Annotated in this window: 22 protein-coding genes and 2 pseudogenes; 14 read left to right on the forward strand and 10 right to left on the reverse strand. The window is 73.3% G+C overall.

The features are described 5' to 3' along the window. Nucleotides 1-64 precede the first annotated feature (64 nt). From O7609_RS16960 to O7609_RS16980, 5 genes are all read left to right on the forward strand, one after another. A complete protein-coding gene (locus O7609_RS16960) occupies nt 65-1,150 on the forward strand; it encodes a hypothetical protein (RefSeq protein ID WP_269743834.1) in 1,086 nt (361 codons plus the stop codon). Next, nucleotides 1,147-2,043, forward strand: a complete 897-nt coding sequence (locus O7609_RS16965; protein ID WP_269736132.1) for a hydrogenase maturation protease — start codon at nt 1,147-1,149, stop codon at nt 2,041-2,043. Before O7609_RS16960 ends, O7609_RS16965 begins: the two co-directional genes overlap by 4 nt. Further along, complete coding sequence (locus O7609_RS16970) at nt 2,043-2,198, forward strand: hypothetical protein (protein WP_219090158.1); 156 nt, start codon at nt 2,043-2,045, stop codon at nt 2,196-2,198. The genes O7609_RS16965 and O7609_RS16970 overlap by 1 nt, the downstream gene beginning before the upstream one ends. Before the next feature lie 136 nt (nt 2,199-2,334). After that, nucleotides 2,335-2,682, forward strand: a complete 348-nt coding sequence (locus O7609_RS16975) for a DUF1330 domain-containing protein (RefSeq protein WP_269736130.1) — start codon at nt 2,335-2,337, stop codon at nt 2,680-2,682. Between the two features lie 152 nt (nt 2,683-2,834). Beyond that, nucleotides 2,835-4,268 (forward strand): MFS transporter, encoded by a 1,434-nt coding sequence (locus tag O7609_RS16980; protein WP_269736129.1) that lies wholly within the window; start codon nt 2,835-2,837, stop codon nt 4,266-4,268. A gap of 295 nt (nt 4,269-4,563) precedes the next feature. On the opposite strand, the gene msrA is transcribed toward O7609_RS16980, so the two are convergent. Both msrA and O7609_RS16990 read right to left on the reverse strand, forming a co-directional pair. Further along, nucleotides 4,564-5,226, reverse strand: coding sequence for a peptide-methionine (S)-S-oxide reductase MsrA (gene msrA / locus O7609_RS16985; RefSeq protein WP_269736128.1), 663 nt, complete (start codon nt 5,224-5,226; stop codon nt 4,564-4,566). Nucleotides 5,227-5,261: 35 nt separating this feature from the next. Beyond that, nucleotides 5,262-6,452 carry a hypothetical protein gene (locus O7609_RS16990; protein WP_269743835.1) on the reverse strand — a complete coding sequence of 397 codons (1,191 nt, stop codon included), beginning with the start codon at nt 6,450-6,452 and terminating at the stop codon, nt 5,262-5,264. A 138-nt stretch (nt 6,453-6,590) separates the two neighbouring features. Between O7609_RS16990 and O7609_RS16995 the strand changes: the two genes are divergently transcribed. After that, entirely contained in the window at nt 6,591-7,733 is a 1,143-nt protein-coding gene (locus O7609_RS16995; protein ID WP_269736126.1) for a cystathionine gamma-synthase, read from the forward strand. A 69-nt stretch (nt 7,734-7,802) separates the two neighbouring features. On the opposite strand, the gene O7609_RS17000 is transcribed toward O7609_RS16995, so the two are convergent. From O7609_RS17000 to O7609_RS17010, 3 genes are read right to left on the reverse strand one after another with little or no spacing between them, the layout of a single operon-like run. Then, the gene (locus tag O7609_RS17000) at nt 7,803-8,087 is read right to left on the reverse strand and encodes a hypothetical protein (RefSeq protein WP_269736125.1); all 285 of its coding nucleotides are present in this window, start codon (nt 8,085-8,087) and stop codon (nt 7,803-7,805) included. Next, nucleotides 8,084-8,566, reverse strand: a complete 483-nt coding sequence (locus O7609_RS17005; RefSeq protein WP_269736124.1) for a sigma factor-like helix-turn-helix DNA-binding protein — start codon at nt 8,564-8,566, stop codon at nt 8,084-8,086. Before O7609_RS17005 ends, O7609_RS17000 begins: the two co-directional genes overlap by 4 nt. A 57-nt stretch (nt 8,567-8,623) precedes the next feature. Then, nucleotides 8,624-9,163: a MarR family winged helix-turn-helix transcriptional regulator gene (locus O7609_RS17010; protein ID WP_443072147.1), complete on the reverse strand. Its 540-nt coding sequence runs from the start codon at nt 9,161-9,163 to the stop codon at nt 8,624-8,626. Between the two features lie 247 nt (nt 9,164-9,410). On the opposite strand from O7609_RS17010, the gene ilvA reads away from it, so the two are divergent. The 3 genes from ilvA to O7609_RS17025 all read left to right on the forward strand — a co-directional run bounded on the left by ilvA (nt 9,411) and on the right by O7609_RS17025 (nt 12,808). Further along, a complete protein-coding gene (ilvA, locus tag O7609_RS17015) occupies nt 9,411-10,628 on the forward strand; it encodes a threonine ammonia-lyase (protein ID WP_269736123.1) in 1,218 nt (405 codons plus the stop codon). A gap of 318 nt (nt 10,629-10,946) precedes the next feature. Beyond that, nucleotides 10,947-11,939: an ATP-binding cassette domain-containing protein gene (locus O7609_RS17020; RefSeq protein ID WP_269743836.1), complete on the forward strand. Its 993-nt coding sequence runs from the start codon at nt 10,947-10,949 to the stop codon at nt 11,937-11,939. 50 nt (nt 11,940-11,989) lie between these two features. After that, nucleotides 11,990-12,808 (forward strand): ABC transporter permease, encoded by an 819-nt coding sequence (locus O7609_RS17025; protein WP_269737226.1) that lies wholly within the window; start codon nt 11,990-11,992, stop codon nt 12,806-12,808. Between the two features lie 110 nt (nt 12,809-12,918). On the opposite strand, the gene greA is transcribed toward O7609_RS17025, so the two are convergent. Continuing rightward, nucleotides 12,919-13,416: a transcription elongation factor GreA gene (gene greA, locus O7609_RS17030; protein WP_269736121.1), complete on the reverse strand. Its 498-nt coding sequence runs from the start codon at nt 13,414-13,416 to the stop codon at nt 12,919-12,921. Nucleotides 13,417-13,674: 258 nt separating this feature from the next. Beyond that, nucleotides 13,675-14,079, reverse strand: coding sequence for a DUF4307 domain-containing protein (locus O7609_RS17035; protein ID WP_269736120.1), 405 nt, complete (start codon nt 14,077-14,079; stop codon nt 13,675-13,677). An 84-nt stretch (nt 14,080-14,163) separates the two neighbouring features. Here O7609_RS17035 and mca point away from each other — a divergent pair, with 84 nt between their 5' ends. Together mca and O7609_RS17045 are read left to right on the forward strand one after the other, a co-directional pair. After that, nucleotides 14,164-15,036: a mycothiol conjugate amidase Mca gene (mca, locus tag O7609_RS17040; protein ID WP_269736119.1), complete on the forward strand. Its 873-nt coding sequence runs from the start codon at nt 14,164-14,166 to the stop codon at nt 15,034-15,036. A 4-nt stretch (nt 15,037-15,040) separates the two neighbouring features. Continuing rightward, nucleotides 15,041-15,250, forward strand: coding sequence for a hypothetical protein (locus O7609_RS17045; RefSeq protein ID WP_269743837.1), 210 nt, complete (start codon nt 15,041-15,043; stop codon nt 15,248-15,250). Between the two features lie 90 nt (nt 15,251-15,340). Here the strand turns inward: O7609_RS17045 and O7609_RS17050 are convergent. Further along, nucleotides 15,341-18,647: pseudogene (locus tag O7609_RS17050) on the reverse strand (tetratricopeptide repeat protein). A gap of 221 nt (nt 18,648-18,868) precedes the next feature. On the opposite strand from O7609_RS17050, the gene O7609_RS17055 reads away from it, so the two are divergent. Continuing rightward, on the forward strand, nt 18,869-19,126 hold the full coding sequence (locus O7609_RS17055) for a hypothetical protein (protein ID WP_219090686.1): 258 nt from the start codon (nt 18,869-18,871) through the stop codon (nt 19,124-19,126). A gap of 74 nt (nt 19,127-19,200) precedes the next feature. Here O7609_RS17055 and O7609_RS17060 read toward each other — a convergent pair. Further along, nucleotides 19,201-21,269 (reverse strand): annotated as a pseudogene (locus O7609_RS17060) (thioredoxin domain-containing protein). Nucleotides 21,270-21,363: 94 nt separating this feature from the next. On the opposite strand from O7609_RS17060, the gene O7609_RS17065 reads away from it, so the two are divergent. Next, the gene (locus tag O7609_RS17065; RefSeq protein ID WP_269736116.1) at nt 21,364-21,942 is read left to right on the forward strand and encodes a recombinase family protein; all 579 of its coding nucleotides are present in this window, start codon (nt 21,364-21,366) and stop codon (nt 21,940-21,942) included. A gap of 516 nt (nt 21,943-22,458) precedes the next feature. Here O7609_RS17065 and O7609_RS17070 read toward each other — a convergent pair. Next, nucleotides 22,459-23,223 (reverse strand): IS5 family transposase, encoded by a 765-nt coding sequence (locus O7609_RS17070; RefSeq protein WP_269734603.1) that lies wholly within the window; start codon nt 23,221-23,223, stop codon nt 22,459-22,461. Nucleotides 23,224-23,777: 554 nt separating this feature from the next. Between O7609_RS17070 and O7609_RS17075 the strand changes: the two genes are divergently transcribed. Further along, nucleotides 23,778-25,574: a sugar-binding protein gene (locus O7609_RS17075; RefSeq protein ID WP_269743838.1), complete on the forward strand. Its 1,797-nt coding sequence runs from the start codon at nt 23,778-23,780 to the stop codon at nt 25,572-25,574. The last annotated feature ends 298 nt before the right edge of the window (nt 25,575-25,872 follow it).

The raw sequence follows: 25,872 nt of genomic DNA on the forward strand, positions 1-25,872 counted from the left end.
CAGACCCCCGCCGCACCGCACCCCGCACGAGCCCCCGACCGACCCCCCAGCACGACGGAGCGCCATGGACGCCGCCGAGGCCGTCGAGAAGATCGTCCGCACCTGCCTGTACGAGGGTTACCTCCTGTGGCCCTACCGCCGATCGGCGCTGAAGAACACCAAGCGGTGGACCTTCGGCGGCGTCTTCCCCGCGGGCGTCGCCGACGCCCTCGGCGAGCCCGCCACCCAGCGCACCCAGGTCCTGCTGTACCCCGGCCCGGCCGAGCCCGCCGAGCTGCGGCCGCGGCTGACGGTACGGGTGCCGTTCCTGCACGTCGTCGACCGCGCCGTCCTGCGCGAGGGCCCCGCGGGGCCCGAACCCGTCGACGCCGTCACCGTGGCCGGTGAGCGGTACGTCGCCTGGCAGGAGGCCACCGAGCGCGAGGTCTCCGCCACCCTCGACCTCGACGAGCTGCGCGACGGGCCCCGCCTCCTGCCCCTCGACATCCCCGCCGGCACCGAGCACGAGCCCCTGTACGCGGAGGACGGCACCCACGCGGCCACCCTCGTCCGCGGCTGGCAGGCGCTCACCGGCACCGTCGCCCTCCGCGCGGAGGCCCTGGACGGCGGCGTACACCGCGTCGAGGTCCGCGTCGAGAACACCACCCGCTGCCCCGCCCCACAGCCCGGGGACCGCGCGGCCCGGGAGAAGGCCGCGGCCCACGCCCTCATCTCCACCCACACCGTCCTGCACTGCGAGGGCGCCCGGTTCGTCTCCCTGCTCGACCCGCCCCCGCACCTGGCCGAGGCCGCCGCGGGCTGCCGCAACGAGGGGGTGTGGCCGGTGCTGGTGGACGGCGGCCCCGGGGGGCTGGGCGCCGGGCGTGCCGAGCGCACCGCGGGCGCCCACACCGTGCTGGCCTCGCCCGTGACCCTCTACGACTTCCCCGCCGTCGCCCCCGAGAGCCCGGGCGACCTCTTCGACGGGACGGAGATCGACCAGCTCCTCGTGCGGTGCGTGCTCAGCCTCACCGAGGAGGAGCAGGCCGAGGCCCGCGCCGCCGACCCCCGGGCCCGGGAGATCCTCGACCGCTGCTCCCGGCTCAGCCCCGCCGAGCTGGCCGCCCTGCACGGCACCATCCGCGAGTTCCGCCCCCTGGAGCAGACATGAGCGCAGACACGAGCACGCCCTGGGAGGCGCCCGAGCCCACCGGGGAGCGCGCGGTGACCGTCGACGGCGTCCGCGTCGCGCGCGGCAGCCGGGTCAGCCTCGCCCCGCTGCGCCGCGGCGACGTCCTCGACCTCGCCCTGGCCGGACGCGCCGCCGAGGTCGTCAGCGTCGAGGAGGACTTCGAGGGGCAGGTGCACGTCGCCGTCGTCCTGGAGGACGACCCGGGGCGGGACTTCGGCCCGGCCGCGCAGATCGGCCACCGCTTCTTCTTCACCCCCGAGGAGCTGTGCCCCGCGCCGCCCGAGGACACGCCCCGGCGCACGGGCCGCGTCCTGGTCGCGGGCATCGGCAACATCTTCATGGCCGACGACGGCTTCGGCCCCGCCGTCGCCGAGGAACTGCGCGGGGTGGAGCTGCCGCCCGAGGTGCACGTGGCCGACTTCGGCATCCGCGGCATGGACCTGGCCTACCGGCTCACCGAGGGCTACACCACGGCCGTCCTGGTGGACGCGGCGCCGCGTGGGGAGGCACCCGGCACCCTCGCCGTCGTCGAGCCGCCGCTCGACACCTTCGAGGACGCGATGCCGGAGGGCCACGCCATGGACCCGGTCAAGGTCCTGGCCCTGGCCCGGCGGCTCACCGGCGACCGGCCGCTGCCACGCGTGCTCGTCGTCGGCTGCGAACCGCTGGTGCGCATGACGGGGGAGGAGCCCGACGTCAGCGTGGGGCTCAGCCCGCCGGTACGCGACGCGGTCACCGCCGCCGTCCCCCTGATCACGTCCCTGGTCGCGGAGTTGCTGGCGCGGCCGGAGCAGCGTGGCGCCGCCGCGGGCCCCGGCGGGGCAGACCCCGGCGGGGCGGCTGCCGGAGTGGGAGAGGAGGTGAGCCCGTGATGCGGAGCGCGCTGACGCACGCGATGAGGAACGGCGTCGTCGTGCCGGGCGCCGTCGTGCGCCTGGCGGTGGGGATGCTGGCCCTGGCGACGGTCGCCGTCGTCGCCGCGGAAGGCCCCGAGGCCGTGCGGTACCTGAAGATGAAGCGCATGTGAGCCGTGGGCGCACGGCGGGCCCCCGGGGACGACGGCCTCGGGGGCCCGGTCATGACCTCGGAGGTCATCGACGTCATGACCCGGCCGGTGGCACAGTGAACGCACCTTGATCACCGCCCACGTGGAGGGGACCCCGATGCCCGGCTACGCCATCGCCCACCTGACCGAGCTCACCCCGCACCCCGACATCCCCGAGTACATCGAGCGCATCCAGGCCACCCTGGACCCGTTCTCCGGCCGCTTCCTCGTCCACGGCGCCGAGGTCGAGGTGCTGGAGGGCGCCTGGCCCGGCGACGTCGTCGTCATCGAGTTCCCCGACACGGCCGCCGCCCGGGCCTGGTACGACTCCCCGGCCTACCGTGAGCTGCTGCCGCTGCGCACCGAGCACATCAAGGGCGACGTGATCCTCGTCGGCGGCGTAGCCCCCGGCTACGACCCCGCCACGACGGCGGCGAAGGTGCGGGAAAGCCTGCCGCGAAGCTGAGTCACCGATCGGTACGTCTTGCGGCGTCCACCGCTGCGCGGCCGCCATCGCCGCCGAGCATCTGGACGCCTGAGCCGCGCCGCTTCGGACGCGGTGTGCGGAAGTGCGAAAAGGCGGCCTGAGACGCGGGGCCCGCGCCATAACATGGCCGAATGGTCCACATACCCACCGGTCAACGGACAGTCACCGAGCGTCGCAGGACCCCGCCGCTGTGGGCCGTGGTCTTCGCGGTCTGCGCCGGCCAGTTCCTCATCGTCCTCGACATCTCCGTCGTCAACGTGGCCCTGCCCTCCATCCGCGACGAACTGGGGATGAGCGCTTCGGGGCTGCAGTGGGTCGTGAACGCCTACACCATCACCTTCGCCGGGTTCCTGCTGCTGGGCGGCCGGGCCGGAGACCTCTTCGGCCGCAAGCGCGTCTTCCTCCTCGGGCTCGCCCTCTTCACCCTCGCCAGCCTCGCGGGAGGGCTCGCCCAGGAGGCGTGGCACCTGCTCCTCGCCCGGGCCGTGCAAGGCGTCGGCGCGGCCGTCCTGGCCCCCGCCACGCTGACCCTCCTCACCGTCTCCGTGCCCGAGGGCCCCGCCCGCAACCGCGCCATCGGCACCTGGACGGCGGTCGGCGCGGGCGGCGGGGCCGCGGGCGGGCTCGTCGGCGGCGTCCTCACGGAGGGGCTGTCGTGGCGCTGGGTCCTGCTCGTCAACGTGCCGATCGGCGCCGTCGTCCTGGCCGCCGCCGCGTGGTGGCTGGTCGAGACCCGGGCGGGCGGACGGCGCCGGCTCGACGCCCCCGGAGCCGTCCTCGTCACCGCCGGCCTCGGCACCCTCGCCTACGGCATCGTGGCGACCGAGTCCGCGGGCTGGACCGAGCCCGCCGCGCTCGTCCCGCTGCTGGCCGGGCTCGTCCTGCTCGCGGCCTTCCTCGCCGTCGAGGCCCGCACGGCGGAGCCGCTGATGCCCCTGCGGCTGTTCCGGCTGCCCTCGGTCGCGGCGGCCAACGCGGCGATGTTCGTCTCCGGCGCCACCATGATCTGCTCCTGGTACTTCATCACCCTCTACCTGCAGAACGTGCTCGACTACTCGCCCATCCAGGCGGGCCTGAGCTGTGTCCCGCACTCGCTGACGATCGTCGCCGCCGCCAAACTCGCCCCCCGGCTGATGGCCTGGGCGGGCGCGCGCAACGTCGCCGTCGCGGGATTCGTGCTGGCCTGCGGCGGCTACCTGTGGCAGAGCACGCTGCACGCCGACGGCAGCTACCTGGGCACCGTCCTGGGGCCGGGGATCATGATGATGCTGGGCGCCGGGCTCGCCGCGACCCCGCTCGCCTCGGCCGCGACGTCGGGCGCCCCGGCCGCCGACGCCGGCATCGCCTCGGGCCTGGTCAACATGTCCCGCACGATGGGCGGTTCCCTCGGGCTCGCCGTCCTCGCCACCCTCGCCGCCGCCCGGGTGACCGGTGACGCCCCCGCCGACCTGGCCCCCGGCTACGCGCTCGCCTTCCGGGTCGGCGCCGTCGTACTCGCGCTCAACGCGCTCTTCGTCCTGGCCGCCCTGCCCCGCAAGCCCGGCCCCGCCATGGACGCCCGATGACCGGATGGCACCGTCGAGCCATGTCAATTCAACAAAATGTTGCAGTCGGTGAGGTGGGCGCATGACCCGACCCGCCTCCCTGCGGCGCCGCGTCGCCGCCGAGGCACTGGGCGCCGCCCTCCTCGCCCCCGTCTCCGGGGCCCACCTCAACCCCCTCATCACCCTGGCGGCCGGGGGGCGGGAACGGGCTCTCACCGCTCGAACGCGTGAGGGAGGGGCCCGGGCCGTTCGGTGCCTGAACGGCCCGGGCCGGCGCGTCCGGCGCCAGGACTCGGCCGGGTGGATGGGGGGGTACTCAGCCCTCGGCCCGGAGGACGCCCACGGGGCAGGAGACCCCGGTGCCGCCGATGCCGCAGTAGCCGGTGGGGTTCTTGTCCAGGTACTGCTGGTGGTAGGGCTCGGCGGGGTAGAAGGGGCGGCCTTCGGCGGGCAGGACCTCGGTGGTGATGTCGCCGTGGCCGGACGCGGTCAACAGGCGCTGGTAGGCGTCCCGGGAGGCCTCGGCCTCCTTCTGGCCGGCGGGGGAGTGGGTGTAGACCGCCGAGCGGTACTGGGTGCCCACGTCGTTGCCCTGGCGGAAGCCCTGGGTGGGGTCGTGAGCCTCCCAGAACAGCTTCAACAGCTTGCCGTAGGCCACCTTCTGCGGGTCGTAGACGACGCGGACGGCCTCGGTGTGCCCCGTCAGCCCGGAGCAGACCTCCTCGTAGGTGGGGTGCGCGGTGTGTCCGCCCTGGTAGCCGACGAGGGTCGTCCACACGCCGTCCTGCTGCCAGAACACCCGCTCGGCTCCCCAGAAGCAGCCCAGGCCGAAGTCGGCCGTCGCCAGGTGCTCGGGGTAAGGGCCCAGCAGCGGGGTGCCGAGGACGGTGTGCGGCTCGGTCAGGGTGAAGGCGGGCTCGGACCGCCCGGGCAGGGCCTGTTCGGGGGTGGGGAGGTGCGTCTTGCGATGGGTGAACATTGCGGGGCTCCTCGTGACGTCGGGCGGGCGGGGCGTCAGTGCAGCGGGGGTGGCGGCGCGGTGGTGGTGCTGCCGCCCTGGCTCTCGTAGCCGGCGACGGCCAGCGCGCGGTAGGCGGCGTACTCGCCGACCGGGTTGGCCGACTCGATCCACGGCAGCGCGCCGACGTAGCCGTCGACGACGCTCAGAGCCTCCATGGCCTCCTCGTACCGCTCGGCCCGCACCAGCATGCACACGAGCAGGTGCAGGACGTGGGCGCGTACGGGGTGGTCGTCGTCGGCGTCGTCCACGGCGAACTCGGCCGCCTCGATGGCGTTCTCGACCACCTGGCTCTGGTACATGCCCCTCACCATCTGGGCCTCCGGCAGGTGCGCCCAGACGGCGAACAGCGGCAGGGCGGGCAGGAGGCTGCCCTCGGGGGCGCGGGAGGCGGCGCCCTCGGCGAAGGCGTAGGCGTCCTCGCGGGAGCCGTGCCACTTCTCCGACCAGTACGGCAGGGCGGCCAGATGGGCACCCATGTGGTGCGGGGCGCGGCGCACGACCTCGTGCCACAGGGCCTCGAAGTCGGCGCGGCGGTAGCTGAGCTGCCGGGCGACGAACAGTTCGGTGAGGTACGGCGTCGGGTCCTGCTCCGCCATGGCGGCCGCCTCGCGGGCGACGTTGCGCGCCTCCTCCAGGACGATCCGGTGGTCGGCCGAGGCCGGGTCGGCCATGGCCTGCCAGACGAGGAACTGGGCGTAGACCTGGGCGGCGCCCTCGTCCCCGGGGCGCTCCGCGCGCCAGTTGCGCAGCCAGCGGGCGTCCTGCTGGCGGGCCTCGCTGGGGGCGTCCTTGCTGAAGGAGAGGCCCGGCGGGGCCTGCGGCGAGGGCGCCTGCCCGGTGCCGGACTCGCGGGCGGCGCGCAGCTCCATCGCGGCGGCGCCCGCCACGGACTGCACGCGCTGCCAGCGCAGCTCCCAGTCGTCGCCGGTCAGCGCCAGCAGGCGGGCGACGGGGCCCCAGTCCTGCGTGCGCTGCGTCTCGCCGAGCGCCTCGACGAGCTCGGGGTCGGGCCCCGGAAGCCGGACGTCCAGCTGCTCGGCGGGCACGAACCCGTACGCGGCGGGGTCGTTCGACCGGGCCATACCGCTCACGACCTCCCGCACGGCGCGCCGCCGGTGCAGCAGACGGGGCACCAGGAACCCGGCGAGGACGGCGAGGACCAAGAGGAAGAGCAGGAACTCCATGGGTCCACCGTACGGCGCCCGCGTCGGGAGGCGGTGGGGACCGCCCGGAATCCCCCGCCGTCCGCCTCGGCGGCGGCCGCGCCGGACGGCGTTCGGAACGGGCCCGCTCGGCACCCGGGAGCGCTTAGGCTCGGCGTCATGAGCCACGAGCACTTCGAGACGCTTGCCATCCACGCCGGCCAGGAGCCGGACGCCGCGACGGGCGCCGTCGTTCCGCCGATCTACCAGGTCTCCACCTACAAGCAGGACGGTGTGGGCGGGCTGCGCGGCGGCTACGAGTACAGCCGGTCCGCCAACCCCACGCGGACCGCCCTGGAGGAGAACCTCGCAGCCCTGGAGGGCGGCAGCCGGGGGCTGGCCTTCGCCTCCGGCCTGGCCGCCGAGGACTGCCTGCTGCGCACCCTCCTCACGCCGGGCGACCACGTGGTGATCCCGAACGACGCCTACGGCGGCACGTTCCGGCTGTTCTCCAAGGTCGCCGAGCGCTGGGGCGTGCGCTGGTCGGTCGCCGACACCGGGGACGCCGACGCCGTGCGTGCCGCCCTCACCGACCGGACGAAGATCATCTGGGTGGAGACGCCCACGAACCCGCTGCTGGGCATCACGGACATCGCGCGGATCGCCGACGTCGCCCGCTCGGCCGGGGCCCGCCTGGTCGTCGACAACACCTTCGCCAGCCCCTACCTCCAGCAGCCGCTGGCGCTGGGCGCCGACGTCGTCGTGCACTCCACCACCAAGTACATGGGCGGCCACTCCGACGTCGTCGGGGGCGCCCTGGTCACCTCGGACGCCACCCTCGGCGAGGAGCTGGCCTTCCACCAGAACGCGATGGGCGCGGTGGCCGGTCCGTTCGACGCCTGGCTGGTCATGCGGGGCGTCAAGACGCTGGCCGTCCGCATGGACCGGCACAGCGCGAACGCCACCCGCGTGGCCGAGATGCTGGAGGCGCACCCGAAGGTCACCGAGGTCCTCTACCCCGGGCTGCCCGGGCACCCCGGACACGAGGTGGCGGCCAAGCAGATGCGCTCGTTCGGCGGCATGGTGTCGTTCCGGGTCGCCGGCGGCGAGGAGGAGGCGGTCGCGGTGTGCGACCGCACCAAGCTGTTCACGCTGGGCGAGTCGCTGGGCGGCGTGGAGTCGCTGATCGAGCACCCGGGACGGATGACCCACGCCTCGGCCGCCGGCTCGCTGCTGGAGGTGCCGGGGGACCTGGTACGGCTCTCGGTGGGCATCGAGTCCGTGGAGGACCTCCTCGCGGATCTCACCGAGGCGCTGCGCTGAGGCCGCGGGCGGCGGCGCCCGCCGCGCCGGTGCGGCTCGGGTGGCCGGCCGCCGGCCGCCGGTCGCCGGTCACCAGTCCAGGTCCGGCGGGGACAGCGTGTCCGGCGGGAGCTGCCAGGGCCGGGTGGCGGCCGCCCAGACCAGGAACAGCACGACGGCGACGGACAGCACCGTCCACGTGAGCGCGAGGGCGGTGTGCCGGCGCCGCAGCAGCCGGTCGCCGCGTACGGCCGCCCGCTCGGCCAGATCCGGTGGGACGGGCGGGTACGCGGTGTCCAGCAGGGCGAGGACGGGGCGCACCCGCGGGTCGGGCGGCTCCCCGTCGTCGAGCGTGGGGCCGAAGACGCGGATCATCGCGGCACCAGGCGGAGGGGGCCGGCGGAGCCGTGCGGCTCGGCCGTCCGGCTGCGCATCTCGGACAGGGCGTGCGTGTAGACCTCCCGGACGAGTTCCGGGGGCAGCCCCAGCGTCGCGGCCGCGCGCTCCTCGTCGACGTCCTCGTGCAGCCGCAGGACGAGGACGAGGCGCTCCCTCGGGCCGAGCCTCCCCAGGACCCCGCCGCGCGCACGCCGGTACCGCCAGGCGCTCCGGGCGAAGCGGGCCGTCAGCTCGGTGCGGGCGTGGTCGTACGGGTCCTCGCCGCGGAGCCCGTCCCACGCGGCGTAGGTGTGGGCGAGGGCGGCGACCAGCAACCGCTCGGCGGCGGGGCAGGAGCCACGTGCCTCGCCCGTCAACAGGGCGGCGACATGCAGGAGCCGGCCGGCCGCGCCCACCGTGAAGGACTCGAACTCCTGGGCGCGGCGGCGATCGGCTGTCTCTCGCCGCGTTCCCATGCTCCCATGGGACGGCTGGCCGAGTCCGGCGTCAATACCCCTGCGCGGGGCAGGTGTTCAGGAGCCGTCGAGCGGCGAGTGCAGCTCCGACAGGGCCGTGTTGAAGCGGGTGAGCAGGGCGCAGAACGTCTCGCGCTCCGCGTCGGTCCAGCCCTCCGTCAGCAGCGCCATGAGCGCCCGCCGGGACTGGCGCACCTCGGCCAGCCGGGAGGCGCCGCGCGGGGAGAGCTGGAGGACGACGGCCCGGCCGTCCGCGGGGTGCGAGGCACGGCTGACCAGACCGGACTCCACGAGCGGCGCCACCTGCCGGGTCACGGTCGAGGAGTCGATGCCCATGCCGGAGGCCAGCGCCTTGACCCCGGTCGGGCCCTCCTGGTCGAGCCGGTTGAGGAGGAGGTAGGCGGCGCGGTCCATGGAGTTGCGGGCGTGGCCGACGCCGCCGAGGCGGGTCTGCTCGGCCCGGCGGGCGAACAGGGCCACCTGGTGCTGCATGGTCTCGAAGGTGGGTTCGCCGTCGGGGGACTGCGCGGGGACGGCGGCAGGGGCGCCGGGGGCGCCGTCCGGGTGGGGGTCGGTCAGGTCCGGGTGCGTCGGCATGGCCGGGGTGCTCGCTTCTGTGGACGTACAGGCTTACGGCGGTCGTGCTGTGTGAGGGTGGCCACAGGGTACGCGCGTTGGGCCGATCCCGTACCGGTGCTGCGGTAACGACCTTGCACACACCACGCATCGCCTCCGCGCGGTCGGTGGGGTACGGGGCGGGTCCCCTGGGGCAGGGGGCGGGGGCGCCGGGAGTAGGGGGGTACCACGGGGCGCGCCGCGCGGGGCCCGCTGCGAGACTGACGGCATGGTTCACAGCTCCCGTTCCCTCACCGTCGATGACGTGCATGCCGCCCACAAGGCGCTCTCCGGGGTCGCCCGGGTCACGGCGATGGAGGGAAGCCGCCACCTGACCGGTCTGGTCGGCTCCCCGGTCCATCTCAAGTGCGAGAACCTCCAGCGCACGGGCTCGTTCAAGATCCGCGGCGCCTACGTCCGCATCGCCGGGCTCTCCCCGGCCGAGCGGGCCAACGGGGTGGTCGCCGCGAGCGCGGGGAACCACGCACAGGGCGTGGCGCTGGCCGCCTCTCTGCTGGGGGTGCGCTCGACGGTGTTCATGCCGGTGGGCGCCCCGCTGCCCAAGCTGGCCGCCACCCGCGAGTACGGCGCGGAGGTGCGGCTGCACGGGCAGGTCGTGGACGAGTCCCTGGCGGCGGCGAAGGAGTACGCGGCCGAGACGGGTGCCGTCTTCATCCACCCGTTCGACCACCGGGACGTCGTGGCCGGGCAGGGCACGGTGGGGCTGGAGATCCTGGAGCAGTGTCCCGAGGTGCGCACGATCGTCGTGGGCGTCGGCGGCGGCGGGCTGATCGCGGGAGTCGCGCTGGCGGTGAAGGCGCTGCGGCCGGACGTGCGGATCGTGGGCGTGCAGGCGGAGGGGGCCGCGGCCTATCCGCCCTCGCTGGCAGCCGGCCGCCCGGTGGTGCTGGACTCGGTGTCCACGATGGCCGACGGGATCAAGGTCGGCCGGCCGGGGGACGTGCCCTTCAAAATCGTTGGCGATCTGGTGGACGAGATCCGTACGGTTTCCGAGGACGCGCTCTCCAGCGCGCTGCTGCTGTGTCTGGAGCGGGCGAAGCTCGTCGTGGAACCGGCCGGGGCGAGCCCCGTCGCCGCGCTGCTCAGCGAGCCGGAGGCGTTCGACGGCCCGGTGGTGTCCGTGCTGTCGGGCGGGAACGTCGACCCGCTGGTGCTCCAGCGCACGCTGCGGCACGGCATGGCGGCGGCGGGCCGGTACCTCTCGCTCCGGCTGCGGCTGACCGACCGCCCCGGGGCCCTGGCGGCGCTCCTGGCAGAGTTGTCAGTGGCTGACGCTAACGTCCTCGATGTGAGTCACGTCCGAACCGATCCGCGGCTCGGGCTCACGGAGGCAGAGGTGGAGTTGCATCTGGAGACGAAGGGCCCCGAGCACTGCGCCGACGTGACCCGGGCGCTGCGGGAGGCCGGTTACACGGTTCGTGGCTGAACCGGGGGAGGGGGGAGACGTCGGTCCGCGGACCGTACCGCTTCATCGGAGTGGAGACAGACCGACATCCATGGACGCGATAGTGACGCGTTACATCGCGTTGCGCTAGCGTGGTCGTGGGGGAGTCCCGAGGAGTCCCGTCCCCGGGCGGGCCCCCGCCTGGCCGTGACGCGCAGGCTCGACCACACCCGCCCGCCCCTCCAGGCCGGAACCACGACCGGAGCCACGACCGGAGCCACACCGGTAGCCCGCCGGAGCAGGAGCCGGTGCACCGACGAACCATCCGTACAAGCCCCCATACCTTGGGAGAAACACAACATGCCAGGCGCTATTTACGCCGAGGGTCTCGTGAAGACGTTCGGCGACGTCAAGGCACTGGACGGCGTCGACCTCGACGTACCCGAAGGCACCGTCCTCGGTCTGCTGGGCCCGAACGGGGCGGGGAAGACGACGACCGTCCGTGTGCTCACCACCCTTCTCCGGCCGGACAGCGGCCGGGCGGTCGTCGCCGGCCTGGACGTCCTCAAGCAGCCCAACGAGGTGCGCCGCTCCATCGGCCTCTCCGGCCAGTTCGCCGCCGTCGACGAGTATCTGACCGGGCGGGAGAACCTCACCATGGTCGGGCAGCTCTACCAGATGCCCGCGAAGGTCGCGCGGCAGCGGGCCGACGAGCTGCTGGAGCGCTTCAACCTCACCGAGGCGGCCGACCGCACCGCGAAGACCTACTCCGGCGGCATGCGCCGCAGGCTCGACCTCGCCGCCGCGCTCGTCGTCAGCCCGCCGGTGATGTTCATGGACGAGCCGACGACCGGCCTCGACCCCCGCAACCGGCAGGCCCTGTGGGACGTCATTCAGGAGCTCGTCGCCGGCGGCACCACGCTGCTGCTGACCACCCAGTACCTGGAGGAGGCCGACCGCCTCGCCGACGACATCGCCGTCGTCGACAACGGCAAGGTGATCGCCCGCGGTACCTCTGACCAGCTCAAGCAGCGCACGGGCGGGGAGCGCATCGAGGTCGTCGTGCAGGAGCGCGGCCGCATCGACGACGCCCGCGGCATCCTCGGCGGCCACGGCGCCACCGCGGCGGAGGTCAAGGTCGAGCAGCACACCCGCAAGCTGACCGTCCCGGTCAGCGGCGGTGCCAAGCTGCTGGCCGAGGTCATCCGGGACCTCGACGCCGAGGGCATCGAGATCGACGACATCGGTCTGCGCCGGCCCACCCTGGACGACGTGTTCATCTCCCTGACCGGCCACGCGGCCGAGCAGGGCGGCACCGACGCCGACGAAAGCCCGAAGGAGCAGCAGCAGTGAGCACCGTCGCCGACCAGGCCGGGACCACCCGGCAGCCCGCGGCACCCAGGATGCGCGGCGGCGTCGCCCAGTCCCTGTCGGACTCGATGATCGTCGCCAAGCGCAACCTCATCCGGATGGCCCGCATCCCCGAGGTCATCATCTTCGGGCTCGTCCAGCCCATCATGTTCGTCGTCCTGTTCAGCTACGTCTTCGGCGGCTCGATCAACGTCCCCGGAGCCGGGCTGGACCCGGACGCCTACCGGTCCTTCCTCATGGCCGGCATCTTCGCCCAGACGGTCACCTTCGCCACTGCGGGAGCCGGCGCGGGCATCGCCGAGGACATGCACAAGGGCCTCATCGACCGCTTCCGCTCGCTGCCCATGAGCCGGGGCGCGGTGCTCACCGGGCGGACGATCGCCGACGCCGTCCAGACGGCGCTCACGCTGATCGTGCTGGCCGTCGTGGCGCTGCTCGTCGGCTGGCGGGCCCACGACGGCGTACTCAACGCGCTCGCGGGCTTCGGCCTGCTGCTCCTGCTGGGCTATGCCTTCACCTGGGTCGGTGCCCTCATCGGCCTGTCCGTCCGCTCCCCGGAGGCGGCGACCTCGGGCGGCCTGGTGTGGCTGTTCCCGCTGACGTTCGTCTCGATCGCCTTCGTCCCCTCGGAGAACATGCCCGGCTGGCTCCAGCCCGTCGCCGAGTGGAACCCGTTCAGCGCCACCGTCATGGCCGCGCGGGACCTCTTCGGCAACCTGCCGCCGGGGTACGTGGCGCCGGACGCCTGGCCCATGGAGCACCCGGTGATCGCGTCGGCCCTGTGGTCGCTCGCCATCATCGTGCTGTTCCGCACGCTGGCGGTGCGCAAGTACCGCTCGGCCACCGCCTGAGGCCCCGCCCGGCCCCGGGTACGACCGCGGCCCCTGGCCGCCCCTTCCTTCGAGGGGCGGCCAGGGGCCGCGTCACGTCCGCTCGCGCCCGGGGCGCACCCGGGCGCGGCTCAGCCCTGATAGGGCTTCGCCTCCAGGATGCGCACCATGGCCATCTTGCCGTTGGGCAGCTCGTACTCGGCGTCCTGGCCGACCTTCTTGCCGTTCACGCCCTGGCCGAGCGGCGACTGCGGCGAGTACGTCTCGACGTCGGTGCTGGCGTACTCGCGCGAGGCGAGAAGGAAGGACAGCGTGTCGTCCTCGTCGCCGTCGAAGGCGATCGTGACGACCATGCCCGGAGCCACCACGCCGGTGTCCGCCGGAGCCTCGCCGACCTTGGCGTTCTCCAGCAACTGGGTGAGCTGGCGAATGCGCAGTTCCTGCTTGCCCTGCTCCTCCTTGGCCGCGTGATAGCCGCCGTTCTCGCGCAGGTCACCCTCTTCGCGGGCCGCCTCGATCTTCTTGGCGATCTCGGTGCGTGCCGGACCCGACAGGTGCTCCAGCTCGGCCTTGAGCTGGTCGTACGCCTCCTGGGTGAGCCAGGTGACGTTGTCGCTGGTCTGGGTCACAGGTGCTCCTTGCAGGTACTCGGGGGAACTCGGAAAACAAGCAACGCCCTACCCAGAACAATGGTGCCTGACTGGGTGGGCGAAACATCGACCATAACAATTTCCACGGAAAACGGAAGATGCGCTGGCTCACGGTGGCGGAGCCCTCGCTCTGGGCGAACACCGCGGCGCGCCGATCACGTGCGGTCGGGGGGCCGTGCCTCGCTGCCGGCCGGGGCGTGGGGATGTGCCCTGGTCAGGGCCGCGCGGCCCGGCCCGTCAACCCTCCGACGGGTGGCAGCCGACCAGCTGGGCGGCGTGCGCGCGCCGGGTGGTCTCCAGGCTCACCACCCGGTCGACGCGGGCTTCACCGGCCTCGAACGTGAAGTCGGCCCGGCCGACCTCCACCCGGTCGTGGTCGAGCGCCCGCAGCGAGCACACGCCGGTGACGTCGCTCTCCTTGCGGACCTCGAGATGGGCCTCCACCTCGGTGTCCGACACCGGCCTGGACTTGATCAACTCCCCGCTGACCGTGCTCGCCTCAGAGACGTAGGAGAATCCGAACCAGCACAGCAGCGCGACGAAGCCCACGCCGAGCACGGCTCCGGCGACGCGCAACTGGCGGTCCTTGCGGGCGTCGTCGCTCACGGACCGGCCGTAGCGTCCGGCGGGGGGCTGCGTCATGTCACGTCCGGGGGAATACATCGGGTTGCTGTGTCAGTCACTATAAGAGCCGTGTTCCGACACCAGTGAACGAGGATCGAAGCCTTGAGTGAGCAGCTCCGACTGATGGCCGTGCACGCCCACCCCGACGACGAGTCGAGCAAGGGCGCGGCGACCATGGCGAAGTACGTGTCCGAGGGGGTGGACGTGCTGGTCGCGACCTGCACCGGCGGCGAGCGAGGCTCCATCCTCAACCCCAAGCTCCAGGGAGACGCCTACATCGAGGCGAACATCCACGAGGTCCGCCGCAAGGAGATGGACGAGGCCCGGGAGATCCTGGGCGTCAAGCAGGCCTGGCTGGGCTTCGTCGACTCGGGGCTCCCCGAGGGCGACCCGCTGCCGCCCCTGCCCGAGGGCTGCTTCGCCCTCCTGGACGTCGACGAGGCCGCCGGCGCCCTGGTCGAGCTCATCCGCGCGTTCCGCCCGCACGTGGTCACCACGTACGACGAGAACGGCGGCTACCCGCACCCCGACCACATCATGACCCACAAGATCTCCATGGTGGCCTTCGACGCCGCCGGGGACCCCGACCGCTATCCGGAGGCCGGCCCGGCCTGGCAGCCGCTGAAGCTCTACTACAACCAGGGCTTCAACCGCCCCCGCACCACGGCGCTGCACGAGGCGATGCTGGAGCGCGGCCTGGAGTCCCCCTACGGGGAGTGGCTCAAGCGCTGGGACGAGATCCAGCGGGTCGAGCGCGAGCTGACGACCTTCGTCCCGTGCGGGGAGTTCTTCGAGATCCGCGACAAGGCGCTGATCGCCCACGCCACCCAGATCGACCCGGACGGCGGCTGGTTCCGCGTTCCGATGGAGGTCCAGCGGGAGGTCTGGCCGACGGAGGAGTACGAGCTGGCCAGGTCGCACGTGGACACCACCCTCCCCGAGGACGACCTCTTCGCGGGCATCCGGGACAATTGAGCGCATGAGCGCTACGCAGGCCCTGCTGACGTCCCCCCGCGCCACCGAGCTGGCGGCCCTGGCCAAGGAGCTGGACGAGAACAAGGTGACGCCCGGCGTCCTCGGGTTCCTCGTCTTCGCCGTGATGGGCCTGGCGGTCTGGTTCCTGATGAAGTCGCTGAGCCGGCGCATGGCGAAGGTCGACTTCGAGGAAGAGCCCGAAGCGGACAAGTGATCTCCGGCTGACGCCGTTCCCCGCGCCCGCCAGGGGCGCGGGGAACGCGCGAACGGCGACGGCCCTCGCGCGGACCTCCCCGGTGCAGGCTCAGCGGTGCGCCCCGACGCCCATCGTGTCGCGGGACGCCCGGGAGGGCACCATGCCGAGCTGCCAGACGCGCCAGCCCTCCTCCAGCTCCACGCCCCGCTCCAGCATCAGCGCGTAGGCCTGTGCGCAGTCCGCCAGGACGGGGGTCGCGGTCGGGGTGCTCCTCGGCCGCCAGCTCGGCCAGCTCCTGCTGCGCCACCGCCGTGCCCACCACGGACCCGCCGGGCGAGGCGAACGGCAGCAGGGTGCAGCGCAGGAAGCGGGCCCAGTCGGCGCCGCGCCGGTCGGGCGCGGCGTCCGTGCCCGGGCCGCCGTATCCGGCCGAGAACCGGGCCAGCGCCTCGTCCGTCAGCTTCAGGGCCTGGGCGGGCTTGCCGTTGCCCGCGTCGATGACGGCCAGCTCCAGCGCGGACCACGCTTCCCCGTGGCCCACGCCGATGCGCTGGAAGTCGCTGCGGGCGTCCTGGAGGAGCTGGCGGGCGAAGCCGCTGTTGCGCAGGGAACCGGAGGCCGCCGCCGCGCGCTGGTCGCGGGTGACCCGGCCCAGGTGGTGCCGGGCGCAGGCGAGCCCGTAGACGTCCCGCATGCGGCTGAACTCGGCGCGGGCCCGCTCCAGCTCCTGGACGGCGCCGTCCCGGTTGCCGCTCTCCTCCAGCGCCAGGCCCAGGTAGTAGCGGGTCCAGGCGGTGCCGCGCGGGTCCTCGCCCTGCCGGTGCCGCACCAGCGCGCCGTGCAGCTCCTCGACGGCCTCGGCGGTGCTGCCCGCCTCCCCGGCGTACAGCCGGGCCCGGGCCAGCTCCGTCAGCGCCCAGGCCTCGCCGCGCCCGTCCTGGCTGCGCCGGTACTCCTCCAGCGCGCGGTGCAGCTCGGCCTCCGCGGCCGCCACGTCACCGGTGCGCAGCAGGGTCTGGCCGAGCTGGAAGTGCGCCCACGCCTGGCCGTGCACGCTCTCGCTGTGCCGGTGCCCCTCCAGCGACTCCCGGAGCAGTTCCAGCGCCTCGCCGACCCGGCCCAGGTCCCGCTCGACGGCGGCCAGGGCGTGCAGCGTCCAGGCCCGGTCGCCGCGCAGGGCCTCCGCGGTCTGGAGCTCCAGCCCCTCGCGCAGCTTCTCGGCTGCCTCGCCCAGCCGCCCCTGGTGGTGCAGGGTGATGCCCAGCTCCCGCAGCGTGCGGGCGGCGCCGGCGGTGTGGTCGGCCTCCAGGTACAGGCCGACGACGGAGGTCAGCGTCGTGTGCGAGCGGTCCAGCTCGCCGAGCTGGCGGGCGGCGACACCCGTGCGCCACTGCACGGAACGCGTCAGCAGCCCCTGGTCGACGGCCTCGGCGACCTCGCTCAGCTCGCCGAGCCGGTACAGGTCGCCGCGCAGCAGGCAGTAGTCGCACAGTGCGCCCAGCAGGTGCAGGACCGCCGAGCGGTCGACGGCGGCGTCCGCGTGCCGCAGCGCGGCGGTGATGAAGCTCGACTCCTCGTCCAGCCAGCGCAGGGCGGCGTCCAGGGAGGGGAAGCCGTGGCCGCCGAAGTGCCCGGCCGCGCGGGTCGAGGTCTTGCCGTCCACCATGCGGATGACGGTGTCGGCCAGCTCCGCGTAGGAGCGGATCAGCCGCTCCTGGGCGGCGGCGCGCTCGCCCGCCTCCTCCTCGTCCAGCAGCCGGGCGAGTGCGAAGCACCGCACGAGCCCGTGCAGCCGGTACCGGTCGCCGCGCACGGGCTGGACGAGCCCGGCACCGGCCAGGGCCGTCAGCTCCCGCGCCGCGGTCTGCTCGTCGCTGCCCAGGAGCGCGGCGCCGGCCGCGGCGCCGAGGCTGGCCCGCCCGGCGAGGGCGAGACGGCGCAGCAGCCGGCGGGCGGCCCCGGACTGGTCGGCGTAGCGCAGCGCCAGCGCCCGCTGCACCGGTTCCGGCGCGCCGGCCGGACCGTGGACGGCGAACTGCTCGGCGAGGGCGCCCGCGGCCCGCTCCCCGGCGAGCGCGGAACCGGTGAGCCGCAGGGCGAGGGGCAGCCCGCCGCACAGGGCGGCCAGCTCGTCGTAGCCGGTGGCGTCGTAGGGGGCCGGGCCCTCGGCCTCACCGCCGGCGGCCGCGCGCAGCAGCTCCTCGGCCCCGGCCGCGTCCAGCGGGCCCAGCTCCAGGTGGTGCACCCACGCGCCCAGCTCCTCCGGCAGCTCCAGCGGCGCCGTGGCGGTGACGAGGACCAGGCTGTCGGAGCGCTCGGGCACCAGCGTGGCGACCTGGTCCGCGTCCGTCGCGTCGTCCAGCACGACGACGACGGGCTGCCCGGCCAGGTGCTGGTGGTACAGCTCCGCGAGCCGCCGCAACTGCTGGTCCTGCGCAGGGCGCTCGCGCCCCGACGCCCCGCGGAACAGGAGCTGCTCGCGGGGCGCGCCGAGCCGGTTGAGCAGGTGCAGCAGCGCGTCCCGGGTGCCCAGCGGCGTCTCCCCGGCCCCGTCGCCGCGCAGGTCCACCAGGCAGGCGCCGCGGAACTGGTCGTTCAGCTCGTGGGCGGCCCGCAGCGCGAGCGCGGTGCGCCCCGACCCCGGCGGCCCGTGCAGGACGACGACGGTCGGCCGTGTCTCGGTGGCCGCCCGCGCCTGGCGCACCCACTGGCCGACCCGCTCCAGCTCCCCCTTCCGTCCCGCGAACGGCCGCACCGGATCGGGGAGCTGGGCGAAGGACTGGGCGAGGACGGTGCGCCGCCGCGCCGCCGCGCTGCGGTCGGTGCCGCGCAGCCGCGGCTGGCCCTCGCCGGCGCGGCGCGCGGACCGGGCCGCCCGGGTCCGCGGGACGCTGACCCGCTGCTGCTCCAGGTACGGGCGGATGCCCCGCACCTCCAGCGCCGTCAGCCAGGCCAGCCGCAACTGCTCGACGCCGCCGGGCTGGTGCCGCGCGCCCGCCCCGGACTGGGCGGCCCACAGGTGGGCGGTGAGAATCTGGGCGAGGGCGCCACCGAACCCGGCGATCCCCACCACCAGGGCGGCGCCCATCGCCTCCCCCGAGCCGTACTCCCGGTCCCACAGCATGATGGCCACCGCCGCGACCAGGACCGCCCCGAGGACGGGACCGAGCGTCCGGCCGGAGAAGCGCTCGGCGAGCCGCCCCGGACCGGCGGCGTCGAGCGCGCGGGCGAAGGCCGCGTACTCCTCGCTCGCCCGCCCGGCGATGTCGTCCAGCGCCGCGCGCGCCCGCGTCAGCAGCACGTCGCCGTCGGCCGTGCCGCCGGTGCGGCGCACCTCCTCCTCGACGGCACGGGCCAGCACGCGTTCCACCTCGGCGCGGTGACCCGCACTCAGTTCCGTCACTGCCTCCGACATGTGTGCCTCTCCGTTGTGGTCTCGTGGCCAAGTCTCCCCGCTCGGTGGCTGATTCGACACCCCGAAGGCCCCGCGAGGGGTGGCGGAGGGCGCCCGCCGGCGGCCCGGCACGTACCGCTCGGGCATCGTCAAAGGGCCTCTGGCCAGGGAGGATTGTCGGTGGGCGCGACTAGAATGGATACCAGTTCGACAGGGTCCGTTCCCGCGCCAGGAGGGTGCCGATGGCCGCTGCCACGCTGACGAGGAAGTCCCCGAGCCCCTACCGGAAGAAGCCGCTGCCGGCCGGGCAGCCGCGCGAGTGGTACATCGCGCACAACCGACGGCTGAAGGCCATGCGCCTGGCCATCGCCCTGCTCGACACGGGCGTCTACCACCCGGCCGCGGCCGACAACCGCCGCATCCGCGCGCTCGCCGCGCGCATCGGCGTGCACGCCCCGTCCACCACCACCTGCCGGATGGTCCGCGCCCTCATCTCCTGAGGAAAGCACACCGGTTGACGAGGGGCGGCCCGCGCCCGGACGGTCGGTGTCCGGGCGCGGGCCGCCCCGCTCGCTCAGGCGCGGAGCTGCTCGCCGAGCACCTCCGGGTCCGTGGCGGGCAGGCCGCACACGAAGTGACGGCACACGTACGCCGCGGGCCGCCCCTCGACCAGGCCGCGCCCGCCCAGCAGGGCCGGGCTCCCGGCGTTTGGCGGGCCGAAGGCCACGGCCGCTCCCGGCGCCGGGGCGACGAGGGCGGCCCGGTGCAGGGCGAGGGCCGCCGGGTCGGCCTCCCCGCCCACGACCGCGACCTCCCGGGGGCCGTCGAGCGCCGCCTCCGCCACGGCCAGCCCCCAGCCGATGAAGCGCGGCGCCCGGCTGCCCAGCGCCCTCACCACGCCGAGCGCCCGCTCCGCGGCCTCCCGGTACCGGGCGGCGCCGGTGTAGGCCGCGTGCGTCAGCAGGACGCCGGCCGCGGACGTCCACCCCGAGGGCGTGGCGCCGTCCGTCGGGTCCTGGGGGCGGCGGATGAGGGTCTCGGCGTCGTCCGCGGTGTCGAACAGGGCCCCGTCCTCGGCGGTGAACCGCGTCAGCACGGTGTCCAGCAGCAGCCCGGCCAGCTCCAGCCACGCGTCGTCACCCGTGACCGCGTAGAGCGCGTGCAGGCCCTCGGCGCAGCACGCGTAGTCCTCCAGCACGCCCGCGCTGGCGCCCACCGTCCCGTCGATCGAGGTGCGGGCGAGCCGCAGCTCGCCGCCGCGCTGCGTGGTGTGGACGCTGACGAGCAGGTCCGCGGCCGCCGCCGCGGCCTCGACCAGATCGGGTCGCTCGAAGTACGCCCCGGCCTCCGCGAGCGCGGCGACGGCCAGCCCGTTCCAGGCCGCCACGACCTTGTCGTCCCGGCCCGGGCGGGGCCGGGAGGCGCGCGCCGCGAGCAGCCGGTCCCGCAGGGAGGCGACCCGCTCGGCGTCCACCGGCTCGCCGGTGTCGGGGAGCCGGAGGACGGAGGCGCCCTCCTCGAACGTCCCCTCCTCGGTGACGCCGTAGTAGCGCGCGGCCAGGGCGGCGTCCTCCTCGCCGAGCACGGTGCGCAGCTCCTCCGGCGTCCAGACGTAGTAGGCACCCTCGCGGTGCGGGCCGTCCGGATCGGCGGGGTCGGCGCTGTCGGCGTCCAGGGCGGAGGCGAACCCGCCGTGCCGGGTGCCCAGTTCGCGGACCATGAAGTCCGCCGTCTCCAACGCCACCCGGCGGGCCCGCTCCGAGCCCGTGGAACGCCACAGGTGCGCGTAGACACGGCACAGGAGCGCGTTGTCGTAGAGCATCTTCTCGAAGTGCGGCACGACCCACCCGGCGTCCACGCTGTAGCGGGCGAACCCGCCGCCGAGCTGGTCGTAGATCCCGCCCCGGGCCATCGCCTCGCAGGTGGTCGACACCATCTCCAGCGCGCCCTCGGCTCCGGTGCGGGCGTGGTGCCGCAGCAGGAACTCCAGCACCATCGACGGCGGGAACTTCGGCGCCCCGCCGAAGCCGCCGTGCCGGGTGTCGAAGTCCCGGGTCAGCCCGAGGAGCGCGTCCGCCAGATCGGCCGCGCCGGGCTGCTCGGGCGCCTTCTCGCCGTAGCCGATCGTGCGTCCGGCGAGCTGGGACGTGATGCGCCCGGCCACCTCCGCCACCTCGTCGCGCCGCCCGGACCAGGCGTCCTTCACGCCCTCCAGCACCTGGCCGAAGGAGGGCATCCCGCCCCGGGGGGTGGGCGGGAAGTAGGTGCCGAAGTAGAAGGGCTCGGCCTCGGGGGTGAGGAACACCGTCATCGGCCAACCGCCCTGGCCCGTCGCCGCCTGCACCGCCTCCATGTAGACGGCGTCCACATCCGGCCGCTCCTCCCGGTCCACCTTGACGCTCACGAAGTGCTCGTTGAGGTAGGCGGCGGTGGCCTCGTCCTCGAAGGACTCGTGCGCCATGACATGGCACCAGTAAACTTACAGAAGCATAAGTGACAGGACGCATAGCCCACCGAAAGAAGGATGGGTACGTCCCGCCGCTTAGCTTCATTCATCGCCTCCTCTCCCCATGGCCACCAATCCACCGGATTGGAAGCGTGCTGGAGTAGGTAGGGCGACTGCTCGTTAGCCAGTCGGTTCATACCGGCATCGTCGCATGATCCGAACCGCCCCGCGTAGGTTTCGGGCGGCCGGGTCAGGAGTAAGTCCTTGAGCACAATCAGTAACCAACACGCCATGTCCAGCGCTCCGCCCGACGAAGCCGGGCCGGACGATCTTGAGCTGCGCGGCAGGCCCGCCGGGCTCGCTCCGCCGGAGGAGCTTGCCCGGCTCCACCCCGACACCCCCTTCTTGATCGCGTACTCCCGCATCTCGGACGACTGGCGCAAGCACAACAAGAAGAAGGCCGCCACCTCCGCGTGGTCGGCGGGTAAGGGCGTGGCCAACCAGCACCGCCGCAACGACAGGAACGCGGCTCGCCACAACGCCGTGATCGTCCACCGGTACACCGACAACGACCTGTCAGCCTCGAAGCGTGACGTGGTACGTCCGGACTTCATCCAGGCGATGCTCCGGGACCTCCGCCGCGGGCACACCCCAGAGGGCTACCCGGTCCACGGGGTCATCTGCGTGGACCAGGACCGCGTGCAGCGCACGGACCGGGACTGGGAGGACTTTGTCGAGGCGATCACGCTCGACCCAAGCCGGCGCTTCTACACCCCGTCGGGTCCGATGGATCTCACCGAGGAAAGCGAGATCATCAAGACAGATGATGGCCGCCCCACGAGTGTGCGGCTATCGCGCGAACCGTGGTGAACTCTGGGTGCCGGTAAGAACGCTGTCACCAGCCGCAAACGAGGGGTGTCACGTCCGGTGACGTGCGGCGGGGTCACGCTCGGAGGCATGACGGGCGACGGCGTCGACGCCGGGTCGGGCGTACCGCTCCAAGGCCCCGGCGTCCTATCTCTGACCCACGGTGCAAGGTAGAGCCGCACTCGCTACCGGTTCTGGCGACGTGCGGCGGGGTCTCGCTCGGCGACGTGCCGCGCAACCGCGTCGACGCCCGGGTGGCGTCTACGGACACGCTGCGTCACCATCCGCCGAGCCCGCGGACACCTCCGCACCGCACAACTTCGAAGACCCAGAAAACCTCAGTACTCGCCCTATAGCAGCGTATCGGCTATACGAGTGAACATGCCGTTCAAATATGCCATTGGTAGGCGAAAGCACCTGAGCGATCGGGAAGGGTGTGACGGACGCATTTCGCGTCAGGAAGCACATCGGTAGCAAGGGAGTGAAATGGATCCTCTGAAGAGTGAGCCTTTGCCAACCTCACTTTGAGCTGGCCAGATGTAGGGCGAGGACGGCCTGCACGAGGCCGGTGGTGCGGATGGTCGAGCAGCGGAGCCTGCGGAGGAGCCGCCAGGCCTTGAGAGTGGCGACGGCCTGCTCGACGAGGGCCCGGATCTTCGCTTGGGACCGGTTCACGGCTTTCTGACCTGCGGAGAGGGTCTCCCACCGTCCCCAGCACGGGGTGCGGACTGTGCCGCCGGCGCCCCGGTAGCCCTTATCCGCCCAGCACGTGACGCCGACCTCGGTGAGGGCTTCGACGATGCCGTGTTCGCGGGCCGCGCGGACGTCGTGGACCGCGCCGGGCAGGGCCGGTGAGGCCCACAGCAGACGGCCGAAGGGGTCGGCGAGGACCTGCACATTCATCCCGTGTTTCTTGTGCTTGCCGGAGAAGAAGGGCCGGTCGGCTGCGATCCGGTCGATCGGCAGGAGCGTCCCGTCGAGCAGGACGTAGGCCTTCCCCGAAGCGGTCCGAACCGCCTCGGCGAGGGTCGGTGCGAGTGCGGCCAGCAGCTCGACGGCCTCGTTGATGTACCGGTAGACCGTACTCGTGCCGATCTCGAAACCCGCCGCGAGCTGGGCATATGTGGTCCCGTTGCGTAGATGCGCCAGCACCAGCAGGGCCTGACGGCCGACGGTGAGCCGACGCCAGCGGCTTCCGATCCGACGACGGTGCTCGCGCAGACGAGCGGCGAGGAAGGTCAGGGACCGACTGGACACGTCCAGCCCGCACGGGTAGACAAGCACGTGAAGCCTCTGGTGGGTATCGGGCGATCTTGGTCGTGAACCCGTCTACCAGGGGCTTCACCCCTGTGTCGAGCCAACTGGACAGCTCAAAGCCCAGGTTGGCAAAGGCTCAGTGTCGCGGCAGTACGCCTCGGGGCCGCTCCTGCCGAGGACGACGTGGGAACTTCCACGCGTGCGCCACGTTCGACCTGACCACGTTCGTGAGGAAGTCGAGCACGTCGCGCACCATGTTCGGGACTGGTGTCCCCAGTCAGAGCGGCCCCCCTCGTGGACGGAACGCTCGATCCGCGCGGAGCTGCGCCATGCTCGTTGACACCAGCCATCGGGGTCGGCATGGGAGCCAGCCGAGTCCAGGAACGACGCGTCCCGCTGCGGCGACCAGGAGGCCGGCGGTGAGGAGCGATGCTGTGCCGCCGTTCGGGTGGTCGTGGTGCGCGGCGACGGAGAATCGTTCTTCCCGGTGGGCCTGGACGGAGCAGTGTCGAGGTCGGGGCGGGGAGTTGCCTCCCGCCCGCGCACATGAGGCTCACACCTGTGAAGGAGTCTGCTCCCTTATGCGGCACCCCTTGAGAAGAGTCCGGCCAGCGCTGCTCGGCTGTCTTGCGGCGGCCACGCTGGCGGCGGCGTGGCCCGCGTCTGTCGTGGCTGGCACCGCCGATGCCGGCCACGACCCCGCGCACACCGAGGTGCTGTTCGTCGGCGCACATCCCGACGATGAGTACCAGTCACTCTCCACCTTCGGGCAGTGGGCCGAGCGACGTGGTCTGAGCACCGGCGTGGTGACGATCACACGCGGCGAGGGCGGTGGTAACGCTGTCGGCCCAGAGGAGGGGGCGGAGCTGGGCATGCTCCGTGAGCGGGAGGAGCGGGAGGCCGTCGCCCTGGCCGGGATCCAGAATGTCTACTATCTCGACAAACCAGACTTCTGGTATTCGCTGTCGGCTCCGCTGACGGCCCGGGTGTGGGACGGCCAGACGCCGGCGAGGGACACCCTGTCGCGGCTGGTGCGGCTGATCAGGGCCACCACCCCCGAGATCGTGGTGGCCATGGACCCGCGCCCGTTCAATCAGCACGGTGGGCACCAGCTCTCGGGCCAGTTGGCGATCCAGGCCTTCCAGCTGGCAGGTGACCGGAACGCGTTCCCGGCGCAGATCACGGAGGAGAAGTACGCCCCTCATCAGCCTTCCCGGCTTCTGGCCCAGAACTGGGGGTTTCAGGGCCCGGTGGGCCGCGCGTGCGCCAAGTCGCCGCAGCGCGATCCGGCCACAGGGCTGCCCGTGCGCGGCTGGTGGAGCGGCGCCTGGTCCTCACGGCACGGCTCCACCTGGGCTCAGGTAGAGCGCGACGCGCAGCGCAAGTACCTCTCGCAGGGCTTCGGGGCGGTGCCCCCGGATGTAGAGACGCCGCGCGGAGAGCTGGGTTGCGACTGGTTCACCGTGCTGGCGCAGCACGGCAAGCCGGTCCGGGCTCCCGTCGAGCCGCAGTCAGGACTGCGTCCGCTCTACGCGAAGTTCGCCCGCTGGGCGCGCGATGTCGGCATGCCGTGGCTGGCCAATGCGGCCCAGCCGAACTATCCGGAACCACCCCGGGCCCGCGTACCCGAGGCGTCCGTCGCACCGGTCGTGGACGGGAAGGCCCGGGACGGCGAGTACCCGGGCGGGACGCTGCGCCTGACGCACTGGGAAGGGAAGGGGTGCAAGAACAGCGCCGACTGCGCCGCCGAAGCGAAGCTGTCCCGGTTCGGCGATGCGCTGTACGCACTGGTGCGGGTCAGGGACGACGTACGGGGCACGGCCCTGTCGGGAGACGACTGCAAACGGCACTGGCGCACGGACTCCGTCGAGGTCGGGCTCGACCCGGGTGGCGCGTCCGACGACACCTCCACGGTGTTCAAGGTCGGTGTGCTGCCCTTCACCGAGGCTGGCGGCCCGTGTGCCGGGCGTGACGCCGACCACTGGCAAGGGCCGGTCGCGCAGACCGCCGCCGGCATGCAGGTGGCGTCCGCAGTTACACAGGAGCCGTACACCGGCTACACGGTTGAGGTGAAGATCCCGCTCCGGGCCTTGCCCAGCACTGCGGACCCGAAGCGGCTGACCATGAATGTCATGGCATACGACTCGGACACCCAGGACAAGACCGGCCAGACCCGGCTCGCTTGGTCCCCGTTCGGGAGCGCGCAGGCCGACCCGTACGTGTGGGGGCGCGCGGAGCTGGAGGGCGGCGACGCACCTCACGTGCCGACCCGTGAGCCCCGGATCCCGACCGAGGCGGCGCGAAGCATCAACTCCCCCGCGTCGGTCGCCCAGAGCCAGCGCACCGGAGTCCCCCTCGCAGGCGGGCCCAGGACCTGAGGCACCCGTAGGACACGCAAAGCCGAACGCGGTGGGCCGGCCGTGCTGGCCGGCCCACCGCGTTTGCTGCCCTGTGCGGTCCGTTCCCGCGAACCGGGCACCGGAGGATGCAGCCTCCCGGACTGTCCCGGTCGCCAGCGTCATGTCTTCGTGGTTGTGCCATCGTGATGACGTTGGGGCCAGTGCGTCCGCCGGACGTGATGGCCCTTGCTTGCGTGGGCACGGGCGGCCGGCCGACCGCGTCCACGAGGCCGACGAGCTGGCCCTGGGCCCCACGTCCTCCTCGCCGCCCACAACC

Origin of the sequence: Streptomyces sp. WMMC1477 (assembly GCF_027460245.1) — a bacterium.
Lineage (GTDB): Bacteria > Actinomycetota > Actinomycetes > Streptomycetales > Streptomycetaceae > Streptomyces.

What these genes read in the sequence shown, in the direction of transcription:
- O7609_RS16960 (WP_269743834.1), top strand. Translation starts at nt 65, where the DNA reads ATGGACGCCGCCGAGGCCGTCGAGAAGATCGTCCGCACCTGCCTGTAC.
- O7609_RS17075 (WP_269743838.1), top strand. Translation starts at nt 23,778, where the DNA reads ATGCGGCACCCCTTGAGAAGAGTCCGGCCAGCGCTGCTCGGCTGTCTT.
- O7609_RS17065 (WP_269736116.1), top strand. Translation starts at nt 21,364, where the DNA reads ATGTCCAGCGCTCCGCCCGACGAAGCCGGGCCGGACGATCTTGAGCTG.
- O7609_RS17020 (WP_269743836.1), top strand. Translation starts at nt 10,947, where the DNA reads ATGCCAGGCGCTATTTACGCCGAGGGTCTCGTGAAGACGTTCGGCGAC.
- O7609_RS16995 (WP_269736126.1), top strand. Translation starts at nt 6,591, where the DNA reads ATGAGCCACGAGCACTTCGAGACGCTTGCCATCCACGCCGGCCAGGAG.
- ilvA (WP_269736123.1), top strand. Translation starts at nt 9,411, where the DNA reads ATGGTTCACAGCTCCCGTTCCCTCACCGTCGATGACGTGCATGCCGCC.
- O7609_RS17035 (WP_269736120.1), bottom strand. Translation starts at nt 14,079, where the DNA reads ATGACGCAGCCCCCCGCCGGACGCTACGGCCGGTCCGTGAGCGACGAC.
- O7609_RS17045 (WP_269743837.1), top strand. Translation starts at nt 15,041, where the DNA reads ATGAGCGCTACGCAGGCCCTGCTGACGTCCCCCCGCGCCACCGAGCTG.
- msrA (WP_269736128.1), bottom strand. Translation starts at nt 5,226, where the DNA reads ATGTTCACCCATCGCAAGACGCACCTCCCCACCCCCGAACAGGCCCTG.
- O7609_RS17025 (WP_269737226.1), top strand. Translation starts at nt 11,990, where the DNA reads ATGCGCGGCGGCGTCGCCCAGTCCCTGTCGGACTCGATGATCGTCGCC.
- O7609_RS17005 (WP_269736124.1), bottom strand. Translation starts at nt 8,566, where the DNA reads ATGGGAACGCGGCGAGAGACAGCCGATCGCCGCCGCGCCCAGGAGTTC.
- O7609_RS17000 (WP_269736125.1), bottom strand. Translation starts at nt 8,087, where the DNA reads ATGATCCGCGTCTTCGGCCCCACGCTCGACGACGGGGAGCCGCCCGAC.
- O7609_RS16990 (WP_269743835.1), bottom strand. Translation starts at nt 6,452, where the DNA reads ATGGAGTTCCTGCTCTTCCTCTTGGTCCTCGCCGTCCTCGCCGGGTTC.
- O7609_RS16965 (WP_269736132.1), top strand. Translation starts at nt 1,147, where the DNA reads ATGAGCGCAGACACGAGCACGCCCTGGGAGGCGCCCGAGCCCACCGGG.
- O7609_RS16975 (WP_269736130.1), top strand. Translation starts at nt 2,335, where the DNA reads ATGCCCGGCTACGCCATCGCCCACCTGACCGAGCTCACCCCGCACCCC.
- O7609_RS16970 (WP_219090158.1), top strand. Translation starts at nt 2,043, where the DNA reads ATGCGGAGCGCGCTGACGCACGCGATGAGGAACGGCGTCGTCGTGCCG.
- O7609_RS17010 (WP_443072147.1), bottom strand. Translation starts at nt 9,163, where the DNA reads ATGCCGACGCACCCGGACCTGACCGACCCCCACCCGGACGGCGCCCCC.
- O7609_RS16980 (WP_269736129.1), top strand. Translation starts at nt 2,835, where the DNA reads ATGGTCCACATACCCACCGGTCAACGGACAGTCACCGAGCGTCGCAGG.
- O7609_RS17055 (WP_219090686.1), top strand. Translation starts at nt 18,869, where the DNA reads ATGGCCGCTGCCACGCTGACGAGGAAGTCCCCGAGCCCCTACCGGAAG.